Annotated in this window: 17 protein-coding genes; 10 read left to right on the top strand and 7 right to left on the bottom strand. The window is 73.9% G+C overall.

Translation table 11 applies throughout. The features are described from left to right. Positions 1 to 10: 10 nt before the first annotated feature. From SCK26_RS32410 to SCK26_RS32400, 3 genes are read left to right on the top strand one after another with little or no spacing between them, the layout of a single operon-like run. Positions 11 to 595, top strand: coding sequence for a DUF4865 family protein (locus tag SCK26_RS32410; protein WP_318204902.1), 585 nt, complete (start codon positions 11 to 13; stop codon positions 593 to 595). Continuing rightward, complete coding sequence (locus tag SCK26_RS32405) at positions 592 to 1,503, top strand: phosphotriesterase (protein ID WP_318204901.1); 912 nt, start codon at positions 592 to 594, stop codon at positions 1,501 to 1,503. The genes SCK26_RS32410 and SCK26_RS32405 overlap by 4 nt, the downstream gene beginning before the upstream one ends. A gap of 58 nt (positions 1,504 to 1,561) precedes the next feature. Continuing rightward, positions 1,562 to 2,608 (top strand): LD-carboxypeptidase, encoded by a 1,047-nt coding sequence (locus SCK26_RS32400; protein WP_318204900.1) that lies wholly within the window; start codon positions 1,562 to 1,564, stop codon positions 2,606 to 2,608. Between the two features lie 19 nt (positions 2,609 to 2,627). Here the strand turns inward: SCK26_RS32400 and SCK26_RS32395 are convergent, their stop codons facing one another. Then, positions 2,628 to 3,878 (bottom strand): ROK family protein, encoded by a 1,251-nt coding sequence (locus SCK26_RS32395; protein ID WP_318204899.1) that lies wholly within the window; start codon positions 3,876 to 3,878, stop codon positions 2,628 to 2,630. Positions 3,879 to 3,926: 48 nt separating this feature from the next. Continuing rightward, entirely contained in the window at positions 3,927 to 4,586 is a 660-nt protein-coding gene (locus SCK26_RS32390) for an alpha-ketoglutarate-dependent dioxygenase AlkB (protein WP_318204898.1), read from the bottom strand. A 67-nt stretch (positions 4,587 to 4,653) separates the two neighbouring features. On the opposite strand from SCK26_RS32390, the gene SCK26_RS32385 reads away from it, so the two are divergent. Then, entirely contained in the window at positions 4,654 to 5,787 is a 1,134-nt protein-coding gene (locus tag SCK26_RS32385; protein ID WP_318206140.1) for a methyltransferase, read from the top strand. Between the two features lie 66 nt (positions 5,788 to 5,853). Here the strand turns inward: SCK26_RS32385 and SCK26_RS32380 are convergent, their stop codons facing one another. After that, positions 5,854 to 6,714 (bottom strand): class II fructose-bisphosphate aldolase, encoded by an 861-nt coding sequence (locus tag SCK26_RS32380; RefSeq protein ID WP_318204897.1) that lies wholly within the window; start codon positions 6,712 to 6,714, stop codon positions 5,854 to 5,856. 29 nt (positions 6,715 to 6,743) lie between these two features. Then, positions 6,744 to 7,625, bottom strand: a complete 882-nt coding sequence (locus SCK26_RS32375) for an SIS domain-containing protein (RefSeq protein ID WP_318204896.1) — start codon at positions 7,623 to 7,625, stop codon at positions 6,744 to 6,746. Between the two features lie 135 nt (positions 7,626 to 7,760). Here SCK26_RS32375 and SCK26_RS32370 point away from each other — a divergent pair, with 135 nt between their 5' ends. After that, entirely contained in the window at positions 7,761 to 8,540 is a 780-nt protein-coding gene (locus tag SCK26_RS32370) for a DeoR/GlpR family DNA-binding transcription regulator (protein ID WP_318204895.1), read from the top strand. An 83-nt stretch (positions 8,541 to 8,623) separates the two neighbouring features. Here the strand turns inward: SCK26_RS32370 and SCK26_RS32365 are convergent, their stop codons facing one another. Next, a complete protein-coding gene (locus SCK26_RS32365) occupies positions 8,624 to 9,019 on the bottom strand; it encodes a luciferase family protein (RefSeq protein ID WP_318204894.1) in 396 nt (131 codons plus the stop codon). Positions 9,020 to 9,455: 436 nt separating this feature from the next. Here SCK26_RS32365 and SCK26_RS32360 point away from each other — a divergent pair, with 436 nt between their 5' ends. Further along, positions 9,456 to 10,640, top strand: coding sequence for an MFS transporter (locus tag SCK26_RS32360; RefSeq protein ID WP_318206139.1), 1,185 nt, complete (start codon positions 9,456 to 9,458; stop codon positions 10,638 to 10,640). On the opposite strand, the gene SCK26_RS32355 is transcribed toward SCK26_RS32360, so the two are convergent. Next, positions 10,603 to 11,067 carry a hypothetical protein gene (locus SCK26_RS32355; protein WP_318204893.1) on the bottom strand — a complete coding sequence of 155 codons (465 nt, stop codon included), beginning with the start codon at positions 11,065 to 11,067 and terminating at the stop codon, positions 10,603 to 10,605. The genes SCK26_RS32360 and SCK26_RS32355 overlap by 38 nt on opposite strands. Positions 11,068 to 11,269: 202 nt before the next feature. Between SCK26_RS32355 and SCK26_RS32350 the strand changes: the two genes are divergently transcribed. After that, the gene (locus SCK26_RS32350) at positions 11,270 to 11,395 is read left to right on the top strand and encodes a hypothetical protein (protein WP_318204892.1); all 126 of its coding nucleotides are present in this window, start codon (positions 11,270 to 11,272) and stop codon (positions 11,393 to 11,395) included. Positions 11,396 to 11,414: 19 nt separating this feature from the next. Continuing rightward, positions 11,415 to 12,155: a maleylpyruvate isomerase family mycothiol-dependent enzyme gene (locus SCK26_RS32345; protein WP_318204891.1), complete on the top strand. Its 741-nt coding sequence runs from the start codon at positions 11,415 to 11,417 to the stop codon at positions 12,153 to 12,155. A 7-nt stretch (positions 12,156 to 12,162) separates the two neighbouring features. Here SCK26_RS32345 and SCK26_RS32340 read toward each other — a convergent pair whose 3' ends face one another. Beyond that, positions 12,163 to 12,561 carry a MarR family transcriptional regulator gene (locus SCK26_RS32340; protein ID WP_318204890.1) on the bottom strand — a complete coding sequence of 133 codons (399 nt, stop codon included), beginning with the start codon at positions 12,559 to 12,561 and terminating at the stop codon, positions 12,163 to 12,165. A gap of 85 nt (positions 12,562 to 12,646) precedes the next feature. Between SCK26_RS32340 and SCK26_RS32335 the strand changes: the two genes are divergently transcribed. Both SCK26_RS32335 and SCK26_RS32330 read left to right on the top strand, forming a co-directional pair. Further along, a complete protein-coding gene (locus tag SCK26_RS32335; RefSeq protein ID WP_318204889.1) occupies positions 12,647 to 14,137 on the top strand; it encodes an MFS transporter in 1,491 nt (496 codons plus the stop codon). A gap of 72 nt (positions 14,138 to 14,209) precedes the next feature. After that, positions 14,210 to 14,476: a DUF6332 family protein gene (locus SCK26_RS32330; RefSeq protein WP_318204888.1), complete on the top strand. Its 267-nt coding sequence runs from the start codon at positions 14,210 to 14,212 to the stop codon at positions 14,474 to 14,476. Positions 14,477 to 14,533 lie beyond the last annotated feature (57 nt).

The raw sequence follows: 14,533 nt of genomic DNA, 5'->3' as shown, positions 1-14,533 counted from the left end.
AGAGCACGGCATGCACGCGATGCAGTACGAGTTCACCCTGCCCGCCGGCTACGACATGGGGATCGTCCGGTCCCGGGTCGCCCGTGTCGGGCATGTGCTGGACGACTGGGACGGCCTGGGCATCAAGACGTATGTGATGCGCGAGCGCGGAGTGAACGGCTCGCCGGTGAACCAGTACGGGCCGTTCTACCTGTGGAACACCTTGGAGGGCATGAACAGGTTCCTGTGGGACGGGGCCTTCCAGGGGCCCGTCGACGACTTCGGGCGGCCGGAGGTACGGCAGTGGACCGGTCTGGCCTTCGAGGAGGGCACGGCGACCGCGTCCGTGCCGGCGTACGCCGTCCGGCGGCGCCGGCCGGTGCCGGAGGGCGTGGAGCTGGCGTCCTTCATGGCGGACGCGGTGGCCGAGACCGGGAGGCTGGCGGCGGCGGACGGCGCGGTGCTCGCGGCGGCGGCCGTGGACACGCGCGCCTGGGAGGTCGTGCACTTCTCCCTCTGGCGGCACGACGCCCCCGAGGCCGACGGGGATCTCTTCGAGGTGCTGCACCTGTCCGCGCCCGGCCGCGACCGGCTTCCGCGTGGCCGGCAGTGGTGAGGCGCGTCCGTACGGTCCTCGGTGACATCCCGCCCGGCGAGCTGGGCGTGTGTGACGCGCACGACCATCTCTTCCTGCGCAGCCCGCGGTTGCCGGGACAGGAGCTGGACGACGTGTCCGCCGCGCGGGCCGAGCTGGCGGCGTTCCGGGCGGCGGGCGGAGCGGCCGTGGCGCAGTGGACGCCGTACGGCATGGGACGGCGGGCGGCGGACCTGCCGGCGCTGTCCCGGGCGACCGGGGTGCGGATCGTCTGCGCCACCGGACTGCACCAGGCGGCGCACTACGCTCCCGAGGCGCTCGACGGGCTGAGCGGCGGCCGGCTGGCCGGGCTGTTCGTGTCGGAGCTGACCGAGGGCATCGGGACGACCGGGGTGCGTGCGGGACTGATCAAGGTGGCGGGCGGGTTCCACGGGCTCGACGCGCACGCCCGCCGGACCATGACGGCGGCGGCCGAGGCACACCACGTCACCGGTGCGCCCATCGCCGTGCACCTGGAGCTGGGCACCGGCGCGCTGGACGTGCTCGACCTGCTGTGCGGTGCGCTGGAGGTGCCGGGCGAGCGGGTGATCCTCGGGCATCTGAACCGCTTTCCCGATTGGGCGGTGCACCGGGAGGCCGCGGCGGCGGGCTGCTGGCTGGCCTTCGACGGTCCGTCCCGCGCCCACCACGCCACCGACTGGCGGATGCCGGAGGCGGTCCGGGCCCTGGCCGAGGCGGGGTTCGGGGACCGGCTGCTGCTCGGCGGGGACACGGTGACCGCCGGGGCGCGTTCGGTCGACGGCGGGCCCGGGATGCCGTATCTGCTGCGCCGGGTGCGGCGGCGGCTGGCGGCGGCGGTGGGCGCGGAGCTGGTGGAGCGGATGCTCGGGGAGCACCCCGGGCGGGCGTTCGGCGCCGACTGGAAGTGAGCGGGCCGGGCGGGAAATACGGATGATCGGCCGGGAGCGGGCCTCTAGCCTGACCGGCATGATCACACCTGTGTATCCGCCCAAGCCCGTGCCCGGCGACCGTATCGCGGTCCTCTCGCCCGGTTCCGGTCTGGCGGGCATCCTGCCGCTTCCGTTCGAGCTGGGGCTCAAGCGGCTGCGGGAGGACTTCGGCCTGGAACCGGTGGAATATCCCACCACCCGCACCATGGGCGCCAGTCCGCGGGACCGCGCCGCCGACATCCACGCCGCCTTCGCCGATCCGACGGTCAAGGCGGTGATGGCCAGCATCGGCGGCGACGACCAGATCACCGTGCTGTCCCACCTGGACCGCGAGCTGATCCGCGCCCACCCCAAGCCGTTCTTCGGCTTCAGCGACAACACCAATCTGCTGCTGTTCCTGCGCAATCTGGGCATCGTCGGCTATCACGGCGCCGCCGTGATGACCGAGCTGGGCCGCCCGTACGCGCTGCACCCGATGACCGCCGACTCGCTGCGCGCGGCCCTGTTCACCTCGGGCCCGTACGAACTGCGCCCGGCCGAGCGCTACCGCGACACCGACCGCGACTGGGCCGACCCCGCCACCTTCGACGCCGAACCCGACTCGGAGCCGGCCGGCGGCTGGATCTGGCACCGGCCCGACCGGGTCGTGGAAGGGCGCGCCTGGGGCGGCAACCTGGAGATCCTGTCCTGGCTGCTGATGGCCGACCGCGAGATCGCACGCGATCCGGCGGCCTACGACGGCGACGTGCTGTTCCTGGAGACCTCGGAGGAGCTGCCGAGTGCCACCGAGGTCTTCCGGATCCTGCGCAACATGGGGGAGCGCGGCCTGCTGGAGCGCTTCCCCGCGCTGCTGATGGCCCGCGCCAAGGCCTGGACCTTCGAGCAGCCCAACGACGCGGACGCCAAGCGGCGCTATGTCACCGAGCAGCGTGAGGCGGTGCTCCGCGCGCTGGAGGTGTATGCCCCGCACACCATGGCCGTCTTCGACGTGGATCTCGGACACACCGATCCGCAGCTGGTGATCCCCTGCGGCGGGCAGGTCCGTGTGGACGGCCCGGCGCGCCGGATCACGGTGACGTACTGACGGCCCGGCGCTCTCCGGGTCACTCCGTGCCCGCGGCCAGTGCCGTCAGCGGGTCGTCCAGGACCGGCTGCCAGGCCAGTTCCCCGGCGCCGACCAGGCTGCTGTGGTCCAGGGTGCACGGCAGGATGGGGACGCCGCCGCTCTGACCCCACAGGCTGCGGTCCGCGACCACCGCGCGCAGCCGGCCCGGGTCGGCCGCCAGCAGGGTGCGGTGCAGACCGCCGAGGATGATGCGGTCCGGGTTCAGGATGTTGACCAGGCCGGCCAGTCCGAGGCCGAGGCGGTCGACGAGGGCTTCGGCCGCCCTGCGGACGGCCGGATCGTCGTACTGGGTGCGCAGCAGGTCGTCGGCCTGCCGCAGCAGCGACACCTCGGGTCCGGGCTCGCGGCCGGCCTCCACCAGCAGGGCCAGCGGGTCCGCCTCCACGTCCAGGCAGCCGCGGCTGCCGCAGTGGCAGGGGCGGCCCTCGGGGTTGACCGTGAGATGGCCGACCTCCAGCGCGAGCCCCGAACTGCCGGTGTGCAGCCGGCCGTCCAGGACGAGCGCGCCGCCGACCCCGCGGTGGCCGGTGGCCACGCACAGCAGGTCCCGCGCGCCCCGGCCGGCGCCGTGCCGGTGCTCGGCGAGCGCGACGAGGTTGACGTCGTTGCCCGTGAACGCGGGCCCGGTGATGCCGGCGGCGCGCACGCACTCCGCGAAGGTCCGCCGGACGGGCGCGCCGACGGGCCAGGCCACGTGCAGCGGATTGAGGGCCAGGCCGTCGGGTTCGGCGACGGCGGACGGCACGGCGAGCCCGGCGCCGACACAGCGTCGGCCGGTCGCGCGCAGCAGCTCGGCGCCCGCCTCCACGACGCTGCCGAGCACCTTGGCGGGGTCGGCCTCGACGGTCTCGCAGCCGGGCGCGGTCGCCACGATCCGGCCGCCGAGCCCGACCAGCGCGGCCCGGAAGCCGTCGGCGTGGATCTGCGCCGCGAGGACCACCGGCCCGTCCTCGGCGACCTCCAGCCGGTGCGAGGGGCGGCCCTGGGAGCCGGCCGCGGAGCCGGGCCGGGCGTCCACGCGGATCAGGCCCAGTGCCTCCAGTTCGGCGGCCACCGCGCCCGCCGTCGCCCGGGTGACGCCGAGTTCGGCGGTGAGCACGGCCCGGGTCGGCGCCCGTCCGGTGTGCACCAGCTCCAGCGCGGGTCCGAGGGCACCGCGCCCCCGGTCCAGCCGCGCCCTCGAGGTGGTCCTCTCCCCCGTTGTCCGGGGATCCGCCTTGCCGTTCATGAGGGCGAGTCTCCCATGGCCGGCGCCCGGGGTGACCGGTCGCGTCGGCTACCGGCCGCTCACCCGCAGGGTGATGTTCAGCCGCCCGGCCAGGCCCAGCCAGTCCGGTGCGGTGCCCGGGCGGACGCGCGGCACGCCGTGGTAGGCGAGCCGGGAGGGGCCGCCGAAGACGAACAGGTCGCCGCCGCGCAGCTCGACGTCGGTGTACGGCTTGCCGCGCGTGGCGGTGTTGCCGAAGCGGAACACGCAGGTGTCGCCGAGGCTGAGGGAGACCACCGGCGCGTCGGCCTCCTCGTCGGCGTCGCGGTGCATGCCCATGCGGGCGTCGGCGTCGTAGAAGTTGATCAGCGCGATGTCGTACGGCGCGGCCGGTACGGCGTCCGGGCCGAGGGCGTCGGTCACCGCGCGCCGGCCCAGTTCGCCGAGCCAGTCCGGGAACGGTTTGACGGGGGCGCCGTCGCCGTCCACGGCGGTGCGGGTGTAGCGGGTGTAGGCGTACGGGTACCAGTGCCAGCCCAGGCAGACCTGGCGCGCGGTCATCGTGCCGCCGCCGGGCGTGCGGACCGTGCGCAGGCCGGCGGGAGGCCGGGCCCACTCCCGGCAGGCGGCGAGCAGGGCGCGCTGCCGCGCGGGGTCCAGCCAGTCCGGGACGTGCACGGCGCCCGGCGCGACCCGCGCGCGCTCCCTGGGGAAGAGCTCGTCCTCCATGCCCCCATCCTGCCCCACGGGCCCTGAGCTGCGGCTCGGCTAGCCTGGACGCACGATGAGCGACCGTATGACGACACCGTGGGGCGAGGTCGAGCTGACCCGCTTCCCCGAGGACCCTCGCGACCGGCTGCGTGCCTGGGACGCCTCCGACGCGTACCTGCTGCGCCATCTCGCCGAGGAGGAGGTGCCGCTCACCGGCACGGTCGTGGTGGTCGGGGACCGCTGGGGCGCGCTGGTCACCGCGCTGGCCCGGCACCGGCCGACGCAGATCACCGACTCCTTCCTCGGCCAGGAGGCGACCCGGGCGAACCTGGCGCGGGCCGGTGTGGAGCCGGGCGGCGTGGGGCTGCTCACCACCCAGGACCCGCCTCCGGAGCGGGTGGACGTGCTGCTGGTGCGGGTGCCCAAGAGCCTGGCGCTGCTGGAGGACCAGTTGCTGCGGCTGGCGCCCGCCGTGCACGCGGGCACGGTCGTGGTCGGCACCGGCATGGTGAAGGAGATCCACACCTCGACGCTGCGGCTGTTCGAGCGGATCCTCGGGCCGACCCGGACCTCACTGGCCCGGCAGAAGGCCCGGCTGATCTTCTGCACCCCCGACCCGGCCCTGGAGCGGCCCGCGAACCCGTGGCCGTACGGCTACGCCCTGCCGGACGGCGTCGGCGCGGTGTCGGGGCGGCCGGTGGTCAACCACGCGGGCGTCTTCTGCGCCGACCGGCTGGACGTCGGCACCCGTTTCCTGCTGCGGCACCTGCCGGACCCGGGCGCGCGGCGCGTGGTGGACCTCGGCTGCGGCAACGGCGTGGTGGGGACGGCGGTGGCGCTGGCCGATCCGACGGCCGAGGTCCTGTTCGTGGACGAGTCCTTCCAGGCGGTGGCCTCGGCGGAGGCGACGTACAAGGCGAACGGGGTGCCGGGGCACGCCGAGTTCCGGGTCGGGGACGGGCTGGCCGGGGTCGCCTCCGGCAGTGTGGACCTGGTGCTGAACAACCCGCCCTTCCACTCCCACCAGGCGACCACGGACGCGACGGCCTGGCGGATGTTCACCGGGGCGAAGCGCGCGCTGCGGCCGGGCGGCGAGCTGTGGGTGATCGGCAACCGGCACCTCGGCTATCACGTGAAGCTGAAGCGGTTGTTCGGGAACAGCGAAACGGTGGCGTCGGACCCGAAGTTCGTGGTGCTGCGGGCGGTCAGGAAGGACTAGCCGGTCCGCCGGGAGCCGCGGAGCCGGACCGGCCGCGCGGCTGGCGCATCCCGCTCCCGGTGCCGGTCAGCCGCCGGCCGTGGGCAGCACCCCGATGATCCGCCGTACCTCGCGGGCCATCGCCTCCCGCCCCACGCCGAGGTACGCGCGCGAGTCGACGGCCTCGGGCCGGGCGGCGAGGAAGTCCCGGATGGCGCCGGTCATGGCCGCGTTGAGCGCCGTGCCGACGTTGACCTTGGCGATGCCGCCGCCGACCGCCGCGACCAGTGCGCCGTCCGGCACGCCGGAGGAGCCGTGCAGGACGAGCGGCACGCTCAGCGCGGCGGACAGCCGTTCCAGCAGGGCGTGGTCGAGTACGGCGGTGCGGCGGGTCATGGCGTGCGCGCTGCCGATGGCGACGGCCAGGGCGTCGACGCCGGTGGAGGCGACGAAGTCCCGCGCCCGGCCCGGTTCGGTGCGCGCGCCGGGCGCGTGCGCGTCCAGCGGGGGCAGGCCGTCCTTGCCTCCGATCTGTCCCAACTCGGCCTCGATCCACAGCCCTTGGGCGTGCGCCCAGTCGGCGGCGGCGCGGGTCGCGGCGAGGTTGTCGGCGTACGGCAGGCGGGCCGCGTCGTACATGACCGAGCCGAATCCGGCGTCGGGCGCCTGGCGCAGCAGGTCGTCGCTCTGCACGTGGTCCAGGTGCAGTCCGACGGGGACGGCCGCCCGTTCGGCGGCGGTGACGGCGGCGCGGGCCAGTGGCAGGAGCCGTCCGTAGCGGAACTTGACGGCGTTCTCGCTGACTTGGAGCACCACGGGTGAACCGGCCGACTCGGCGCCGGCGATGACGGCCTCGATGTGTTCCAGGGTGATGACGTTGAACGCGGCGACGGCGCGGCGGGCGGCGGCGGCCCGGGTGACCAGCTCGCCGGTGGGCACGAGGGGCACGGGGTGTCCTTCCTGGGCGGGGCCGGTGTTCAGGGGGCGAGGATCACCGAGCGGGTGAGATGGCGCGGCCGGTCGGGGTCGAGTTCGCGGGCGGCGGCGACCGCGACCGCGAGCCGCTGGACGCGGACGAGTTCGGCGAGCGGGTCCAGTCCGCTCTCGATCCACGTCCCGCCGGTGGCGCGCACCTGTGCGGCGAGGCCCTCGGGTGCCGTGCCGAGCATCCAGGTGGCGGTGCCCTCGGTGGTCACGCTGATCGGGCCGTGCCGGTACTCCATCGCCGGGTAGGACTCGGTCCAGGACAAGGAGGCCTCGCGCATCTTCAGCCCGGCCTCGTTGGCGAGTCCGACGGTCCAGCCGCGCCCCAGGAAGGTGAACTGCGCGCACTCTGCGAGGCCTTCGGGCAGCGGAGCGGCGAGGGCGGTGCGGGCGTCGGCCACGACGGCGTCGGTGTGCAGGCCGAGGTGGGCGCGCAGCAGGGTGAGCGCGGTGGTGGCGAACCGGGTCTGGACGACGGAGCGTTCGTCGGCGAAGTCCAGCACGACGAGGTCGTCCGCGGCCGTTCCGACCGGGGTGTCCGGGTCGGCGGTGACGGCGGTGGTGCGGGTCCGCCCCGCCGCCTCGCGCAGCAGATCCAGTACCTCGGTGGTGGTGCCGGACCGGGTGAGGGCGAGAACCCGGTCGTAGGACCGCCCGTGCGGGAACTCGGAGGCGGCGAACGCGTCGGTCTCGCCCTGTCCCGCGCCCTCGCGCAGCGCGGCCACCGCCTGGGCCATGAAGTACGAGGTCCCGCACCCGACGACGGCGACCCGCTCCCCCGTCCGCGGCAGCGCGTCCCGGTGCCGCTCGGCCTGCTCGGCCGCCCGTATCCAGCACTCCGGCTGGCTGTTCAGCTCGTTCTCGACATGGGTCATGGCCCACACCCTCCCCTTGCTGATTGTTCTTGCAAGGTATAGCGAGATTTCGATCACAATCAAGCATTCGGGTGGGAAGTCGGGTGCGCTAGGGTCGCCGGGAGATCGTCCGGAGGATGGGATGGGAGGCCGCGGATGTCCCGGGACGCCCGCTGGAAGGCGCTGCTGGAACTGCTCGTGGAGCGCGGCCGGCTGGAGGTCGAGGAGGCGGCGGCCGAGCTGGCGGTGTCGGCGGCGACGATCCGCCGGGACTTCGACCAGCTCGCCGAGCAGCAGATGCTGGTCCGCACCCGGGGCGGAGCGGTGGTGCACGGGGTGTCGTACGAACTCCCGTTGCGCTACAAGACGGCCCGGCGCGCCTCGGAGAAGCAGCGCATCGCCAAGGCGGTGGCCGAACTCCTGGCGCCGGGCGAGGCGGTGGGGCTGACCGGCGGTACGACCACCACGGAGGTGGCCCGCGCGCTGGCCGTGCGCGGCGATCTGGCCACCGGCTCGCCGGCGCTGACCGTCGTCACCAACGCCCTCAACATCGCCAACGAGCTTGCCGTGCGGCCCCAGTTCAAGATCGTGGTGACGGGCGGGGTGGCGCGCGCGCAGTCGTACGAACTCATCGGTCCGCTCGCGGACGGGGTGCTGGGCCAGATCACGCTGGACGTGGCCGTGCTCGGAGTCGTGGGCTTCGACGTCACGCACGGGGCGTCGGCGCACGACGAGGCGGAGGCCGCCATCAACCGCCTGCTGTGCGAGCGCGCCGAGCGGGTGGTGGTCGCCGCCGACTCCAGCAAGCTGGGCCGCCGCGCGTTCGCCCGGATCTGCGGGGCCGAGCTGGTGGACACGCTGGTGACGGACACGGCGGTGGAGCGGGAGACGGTACGGCGGCTGGAGGAGGCGGGCGTGCGGGTGCTGGCGGTGTGAGGCGCGCAGGCGAGCACCACCAGCCGCACCGCTGACGAGCCGCGTCGGCGCCCACCGGGCGCCGGCCCGCCGGACCGGCCGCCTCAGATGCGGCCGAGGTCGGCCTTCACGAATCCCGCGCCCCGCTGGTCGTTGCAGCCCGCCGCCGGCCGGCCGGCCGGGTCCGGCCACGTCTGCGGGGCCTGGAGCGCCACGCTCACCAGCGTCAGCAGCAGGTCGACGTCGCTCGCGGCGTCCAGGCGCAGCGTCACCCACGGCGAGCCGCGCACGATCCTGATCGCGCCCGAGTTCTTGAGGTCCTTGGTGAAGCGCCTGACGGCCCGGTCGGTGAGCAGCAGATCGACATCACGCTCGGAGTGGAAGTGGACGATCTCGCCGTGGGCGGAACTCACCGCCTGACCCAGGCCACAGCTGGGGACGGTCTGTCTCAGATCCGGCCAGGTCGCCAGTTGCGCGAGCGCGCGCGAGGCCAACGTCATGGGCCCATCATGGCGCGCTCACCCCTCCGCAACCAGTTGGTGAGCGAGCATTAACCGACCCGTATCCCCCGCGCGTTCGGGAATGCGCACGTCCGCTCTGCCGTCGAACAGACTCGCGCCTACCGCGAGTTGCCCGTTCCGGCGCCGCGCGGGGCGGTGAAAGCGCAGGTGGGCGCGCGCGGTGAGGGAGCCGGTCCGGTCCCGTGGCAGGGGGCACACGGGAAAGGGAGCCGGCCGACGCGGCGGAACCGGCCGGCACGGGGCGCCTCGAAAGGGCGAAGCCCCGGACGCCGGTTCGTCATCACGGCCGCCTGAGGGCCGCGGCCGACGGCCGGCCGTCCGGGCACCGCCACCGGAGTCTCCCTTGCCCGACCCCGTCGCCACCCGTACGCTGGAGTTTGTGCCGATAGTAAACAAAACCCGAGTGCACAGCGTCGTGCCGGGCCGCAGCCTCACGGCACTGCGCGCGGCGATCACCGCATTCTTCGCACTGGACGGTTTCATCTTCGCGGGCTGGGTCGTCCGCATCCCCGACATCAAGCACCAGACGCACGCCTCCGCCGGCGCCCTCGGGCTCGCTCTGCTCGGGGTGTCCGCCGGTGCCGTGCTCACCATGACGCTGACCGGCCGGCTGTGCCGTCGCTACGGCAGCCATCCGGTGACCGTGGTCTGCATGGTGGTGCTCGCGCTCAGCGTGGCGCTGCCCCCGCTCACCCATTCGGCGCCCGCGCTGGGGGCCGTGCTGCTGCTGTTCGGCGCGGGCTACGGCGGCGTGAACGTGGCGTTCAACAGCGCCGCCGTCGATCTGGTCGCCGCGCTGCGCAGGCCGATCATGCCGAGTTTCCACGCGGCCTTCAGCCTGGGCGGAATGGTCGGCGCGGGTCTCGGCGGACTGGTGGCCGAGCACTTCTCCCCCACTCGCCACCTGCTGGGCCTCACCGTGGTCGGGCTGCTCGTGACGGCCGTCGCCGGGCGCACCCTGCTGCGGTGCGAGCCGCCGGCGCCGCCGGAGCACTCAGGGACGCCGGCGGCGCAGCCGGGCGGGAAGTCCCGGCGCGGTCTCGTCGTCGTCTTCGGGCTCGTCGCGATGTGCACGGCGTACGGGGAGGGCGCGATGGCCGACTGGGGGGCGCTCCACCTCCAGCAGGACCTCGCGGCCTCCGCCGGCACCGCGGCCACGGGCTATGCGTGCTTCGCGCTCGCCATGACCATCGGCCGGCTGTCCGGGACGGCGCTGCTGGCCCGGCTCGGCCGGGCCCGGACCGTGATCGCCGGCGGCAGCGTCGCGGCGGCCGGCATGCTGCTCGGTGCGCTCGCGCCCTCGGTGTGGGCGGCGCTGGCGGGTTTCGCGGTCACCGGTCTCGGCCTCGCCAACCTCTTCCCCGTCGCACTGGACCAGGCGGGCGCGCTGGCCGGCCCGTCCGGTGTCGCCCTCGCCTCCACCCTCGGCTACGGCGGCATGCTCCTCGGACCGCCCGCGATCGGCTTCATGGCCGACTGGTTCTCCCTGTCCACCGCGCTCACCAGCGTGGCCGCGCTGGCCGCGGTCGCCACCGTCCTCGGCGTGGCGACGCGCCGCTCCTTCACAGACCCCGCTTCGCCATCCGGACCAGCGCGCTGACGAGGTCGCGGGTCCGCACTCTCAGCTCGTCCAGTTCGGTCCTGCTGCCCGCCCTGGGCAGCTTCACCAGCTCCTCCAGCACGTCTTCCGCGGCCTGGGCGAGGCCGTCGTCGTCCGAGAGCATCTGCGCGCGGAACAGGGCTTCCTGGGCCTGGGAGCGCAGGTCGTGGGCGCGCAGGCGCACCGCGCCGGGGTCCTCGGGAGGCGGCTGCTCGTAGGTGCAGAACCACAAATGGATCAGGCAGCGGCGGTAGTTGATCAACGCGCCGGCGTAGGCCGCGTAGGCGTCGAGCCGCTCCTGCCGGAGCTTCTCGCGCCGGGTGAACTCATGGTTCCGGTCGGTGGTGCGCCGCTGGAACGCGAGAGTCAGCGCCGACCCGAGCAGCGTGCCGAGGACGGCTATGGCACTGGCGATGATGGACTCCACACCGCAAGCCGATCACACACGCCGCACGGCCGGGCCGGGATCAACGAGCGTGCGGCGGTGGGATCGTACGAGCGCCCTCCCGTGGTTGCCCGTCCGTCGGTGTTGGCGCCGGCCGGCACGGCACCGTTCGCCCCGTCACACGTTCGAGTGCAAGAGGACCGCCGCCCGGATGAGCGGGTGCCGCCATGAGCATCGTCGCCTCATGACCTTACGAAAGACATCCGGCCCGCGCGCCCAGTGCCCCGGCGGCACCGGCACGCTCGCCCGGCATCTCGCACAGAACAAGCGCACGGGGGTGGTCGCCCATGTCTCGGCCCGCGCCTTCTGACATCCGGCAGACTGGCCCCATGAAGATCACCGACTTTCTCGAAACCCTGGACCGCGAGGGCCGGTTGCTGGCCGCGGCCGCCGCTGCCGCGGGTCCCGACGCCAAGGTGCCGACGTGCCCCGAGTGGCAGGTGCGCGACCTGCTGCGGCACACCGGAGCGGTACACCGCTGGGCCGCCGCCATGGTCGCCGACCGGGCCACCGCGCCCCGGCCGCTGGCCGATCCGCCGGAGGCGGCCGACGACGAGCTGCTGACCTGGTACCGGGACGGTCACCGCCTGCTGGTGGACACGCTGGCCGCCGCGCCCGCCGAGCTGGAGTGCTGGACCTTCCACCCGGCGCCCGTCTCGTCGCCGCTCGCGTTCTGGACCCGTCGGCAGGCGCACGAGACGACCGTGCACCGCTACGACGCCGAACGAGCGCGCGGCGGTGAGCCGTCCCCGATCGCCACGGACTTCGCGGCGGACGGCATCGACGAACTGCTGCGCGGCTTCCACGCCCGCGACCGCAGCCGCCTGCGCAGCGAGGAGCCGCGCGTGCTGCGGGTGCGTGCGGTGGACGCGGGTGCGGACGCCGTGTGGACCGTACGGCTCACGGCGGCGCCGCCGGTGACGGTGCGCGCGGCGGAAGGTGAGGTGGAAGCCGAACTGTCGGGCCCGGCCGACCGGTTGTACCTGGCGCTGTGGAACCGGACGGACGTCCCGAGGGTGACCGGTGACCCGGCGCTCGCGGCCCTGTGGCGGGAGCGGTCCGGGGTCTGAGGTCCGGTCAGCCCGTGCCGGCCAGCATCCGGGCCAGCACCTGGCGCTGCACGGGCCGTACCTCACCGTGCAGCGCGCGCCCCTTCGCCGTGAGGGAGACCCGCACCGCGCGCCGGTCCTCCGCGCACATGCCGCGCGCCACGAGGCCGTCCTTCTCCAGCCGGGCGATGAGCCGGGACAGCGCGCTCTGACTGAGATGGACCCGGTCGGAGATCTCCTGCACCCGGTAGGCACAGCCGCCGTCCGGGGCCATGCCCTCGGCCAGCAGGTCGAGGACCTCGAAGTCGCTGGCGCACAGCCCGTGCCCGTGCAGCACCCGGTCCAGTTCGCACTGGGTGCGGGCGTGCAGCGTCAGAATCTCCCGCCACTGCTCCACGAGCCCCTGCTCGGCATTCTTCGCCGCCATGCCCGCACGGTAGCAGAAATCCATGTTCGTTGCACTGTAATTAAATGAGCTTGCATCTGATGCGCGTGCATGTAATCTCGTCGCCATGACCTCTCCGCTCACCACCTTCGCGGCCCCGTCCCCGGCCGTGCGCTGGACTCCCCGGCTGTGGGGCACCCTTCTGGTGCTGTGCGCCGCGATGTTCCTGGACGCGCTCGACGTGTCGATGGTCGGCGTCGCCCTCCCGTCCATAGGCTCGGATCTCCATCTGTCCACGTCGACCCTTCAGTGGATCGTCAGCGGCTACATCCTGGGCTACGGCGGCCTGCTCCTCCTCGGCGGCCGGACCGCCGACCTGCTCGGCCGGCGCCAGGTGTTCCTGGTGGCGCTCGCCGTCTTCGCGCTCGCCTCGCTGCTCGGCGGTCTCGTGGACTCGGGCCCGCTGCTGATCGCGAGCCGCTTCGTCAAGGGCCTCAGCGCGGCCTTCACGGCACCGGCCGGCCTGTCGATCATCACCACCACGTTCCCGGAGGGCCCGCTGCGCAACCGGGCCCTGTCGATCTACACCACCTGCGCCGCCACCGGCTACTCCCTGGGCCTGGTCTTCTCCGGCCTGCTCACCGAGGCCAGCTGGCGGTTCACGATGCTGCTGCCGGCGCCGGTCGCGCTGGTCGCCCTGTTCGTGGGCATGAAGCTGCTGCCGCGCAGCGAGCGCGAGCGCGGCCACGGCGGCTACGACGTCCCGGGCGCCGTCCTCGGCACCGCCTCGATGCTGCTGCTCGTCTTCACCGTCGTCCAGGCACCCGAGGCCGGATGGACCTCGGCCCGCACGATCCTGTCCTTCGCCGCCGTGGCCGTCATGCTGGTGGTGTTCGTCCTCGTCGAGCGGCGCAGCCCCAGCCCGCTGATCCGGCTCGGAGTGCTGCGCTCGGGCCCGCAGGTGCGGGCCCAGCTCGGCGCGCTGACCTTCGTCGGCAGCTACACGGGCTTCCAGTTCCTGGTCACCCTCTATATGCAGCAGGTGCTGGGCTGGTCCGCCATGCACACGGCGCTGGCGTTCCTCCCGGCGGGCGCGCTGGTGGCGCTCTCCGCGACCAAGGTCGGCACCGTCATCGACCGGTTCGGCACGGGACGGCTGATCGTGCTGGGCTTCGTCATGATGACGGCCGGCTACGCGCTGTTCCTGCGCATCGACCTGAACCCGGTCTACGCGTCCGTGATCCTGCCGACCATGCTGCTGGTCGGCGCGGGCTTCGCCCTGTCCTACCCGTCCCTCAACGTCCAGGCCACCAACGGCGTGGACGAGCACGAGCAGGGCATGGTCTCGGGTCTGCTGAACACCTCGGTGCAGGTGGGCGGCGCGCTCTTCCTGGCCGTGGTGACGGCGGTGGTGACCGCGCACGCCCCCGAGAAGGCCACTCCGCAGGCCGTCCTGGACAGCTACCGGCCCGGACTGGTCGTGGTCACGATCGTCGCCGTCGTGGGGCTGCTGCTCTCGCTCAGCGGACTGCGCCGGCCCCGGCCGGCCCACTCCGTCGTGGTCGCCAGGTCCACCGTGACGGAGGCGGACGCGGACCGGGTCCCGGTCCGCGACTAGGGGGACCGCCTCCACAGGTGCGCCCGGCGGGGGTCGTTGCCCCGCCGGGCGCACCTCTGCGAAGCTGACGGGATGGAGGCACAGGGGGGCCGCCGCAGCCAGGCGGAACGGGACGCGATGACGGTCGAGATCGGTTACGCGCTGGTCAGCGCCCTGTTCGCGGCGGCGGTGCTGTTCGGGGCCGTGGCCGGGCCGGCGCTGCTCTTCGATCTGCCCGGTCCGCTGTCGAAGGTGCTGCTGCGGCTGGGCGCGGTGGTCGCGCCGGTCGTGTTCCTGGCCCGGGTGGTGAGCGTGCTGCTGCGCTTCCGGTGGCCGCCCCGTCCCAGCCCTGATGCGTAGGCCGGCACGACCGGTCGGGCCCGGCCGCGCGCGCCGAGCCGCGCCGCCGTCCGGCTC

It is taken from the genome of Streptomyces sp. SCL15-4 (assembly GCF_033366695.1).
Classification (GTDB): Bacteria; Actinomycetota; Actinomycetes; order Streptomycetales; family Streptomycetaceae; genus Streptomyces.
Note: the sequence above shows the minus strand (reverse complement) of the source record. Positions and strands in the feature narration are given on the sequence as shown.

Excerpts from the sequence above, each read along its gene's own strand:
- SCK26_RS32390 (WP_318204898.1), bottom strand. The coding sequence starts at position 4,586 with ATGGAGGACGAGCTCTTCCCCAGGGAGCGCGCGCGGGTCGCGCCGGGC.
- SCK26_RS32350 (WP_318204892.1), top strand. The coding sequence starts at position 11,270 with ATGACCTTACGAAAGACATCCGGCCCGCGCGCCCAGTGCCCCGGCGGC.
- SCK26_RS32395 (WP_318204899.1), bottom strand. The coding sequence starts at position 3,878 with ATGAACGGCAAGGCGGATCCCCGGACAACGGGGGAGAGGACCACCTCG.
- SCK26_RS32385 (WP_318206140.1), top strand. The coding sequence starts at position 4,654 with ATGACGACACCGTGGGGCGAGGTCGAGCTGACCCGCTTCCCCGAGGAC.
- SCK26_RS32365 (WP_318204894.1), bottom strand. The coding sequence starts at position 9,019 with ATGACGTTGGCCTCGCGCGCGCTCGCGCAACTGGCGACCTGGCCGGAT.
- SCK26_RS32400 (WP_318204900.1), top strand. The coding sequence starts at position 1,562 with ATGATCACACCTGTGTATCCGCCCAAGCCCGTGCCCGGCGACCGTATC.
- SCK26_RS32330 (WP_318204888.1), top strand. The coding sequence starts at position 14,210 with ATGGAGGCACAGGGGGGCCGCCGCAGCCAGGCGGAACGGGACGCGATG.
- SCK26_RS32345 (WP_318204891.1), top strand. The coding sequence starts at position 11,415 with ATGAAGATCACCGACTTTCTCGAAACCCTGGACCGCGAGGGCCGGTTG.
- SCK26_RS32370 (WP_318204895.1), top strand. The coding sequence starts at position 7,761 with ATGTCCCGGGACGCCCGCTGGAAGGCGCTGCTGGAACTGCTCGTGGAG.
- SCK26_RS32340 (WP_318204890.1), bottom strand. The coding sequence starts at position 12,561 with ATGGCGGCGAAGAATGCCGAGCAGGGGCTCGTGGAGCAGTGGCGGGAG.
- SCK26_RS32375 (WP_318204896.1), bottom strand. The coding sequence starts at position 7,625 with ATGACCCATGTCGAGAACGAGCTGAACAGCCAGCCGGAGTGCTGGATA.
- SCK26_RS32410 (WP_318204902.1), top strand. The coding sequence starts at position 11 with ATGCACGCGATGCAGTACGAGTTCACCCTGCCCGCCGGCTACGACATG.
- SCK26_RS32335 (WP_318204889.1), top strand. The coding sequence starts at position 12,647 with ATGACCTCTCCGCTCACCACCTTCGCGGCCCCGTCCCCGGCCGTGCGC.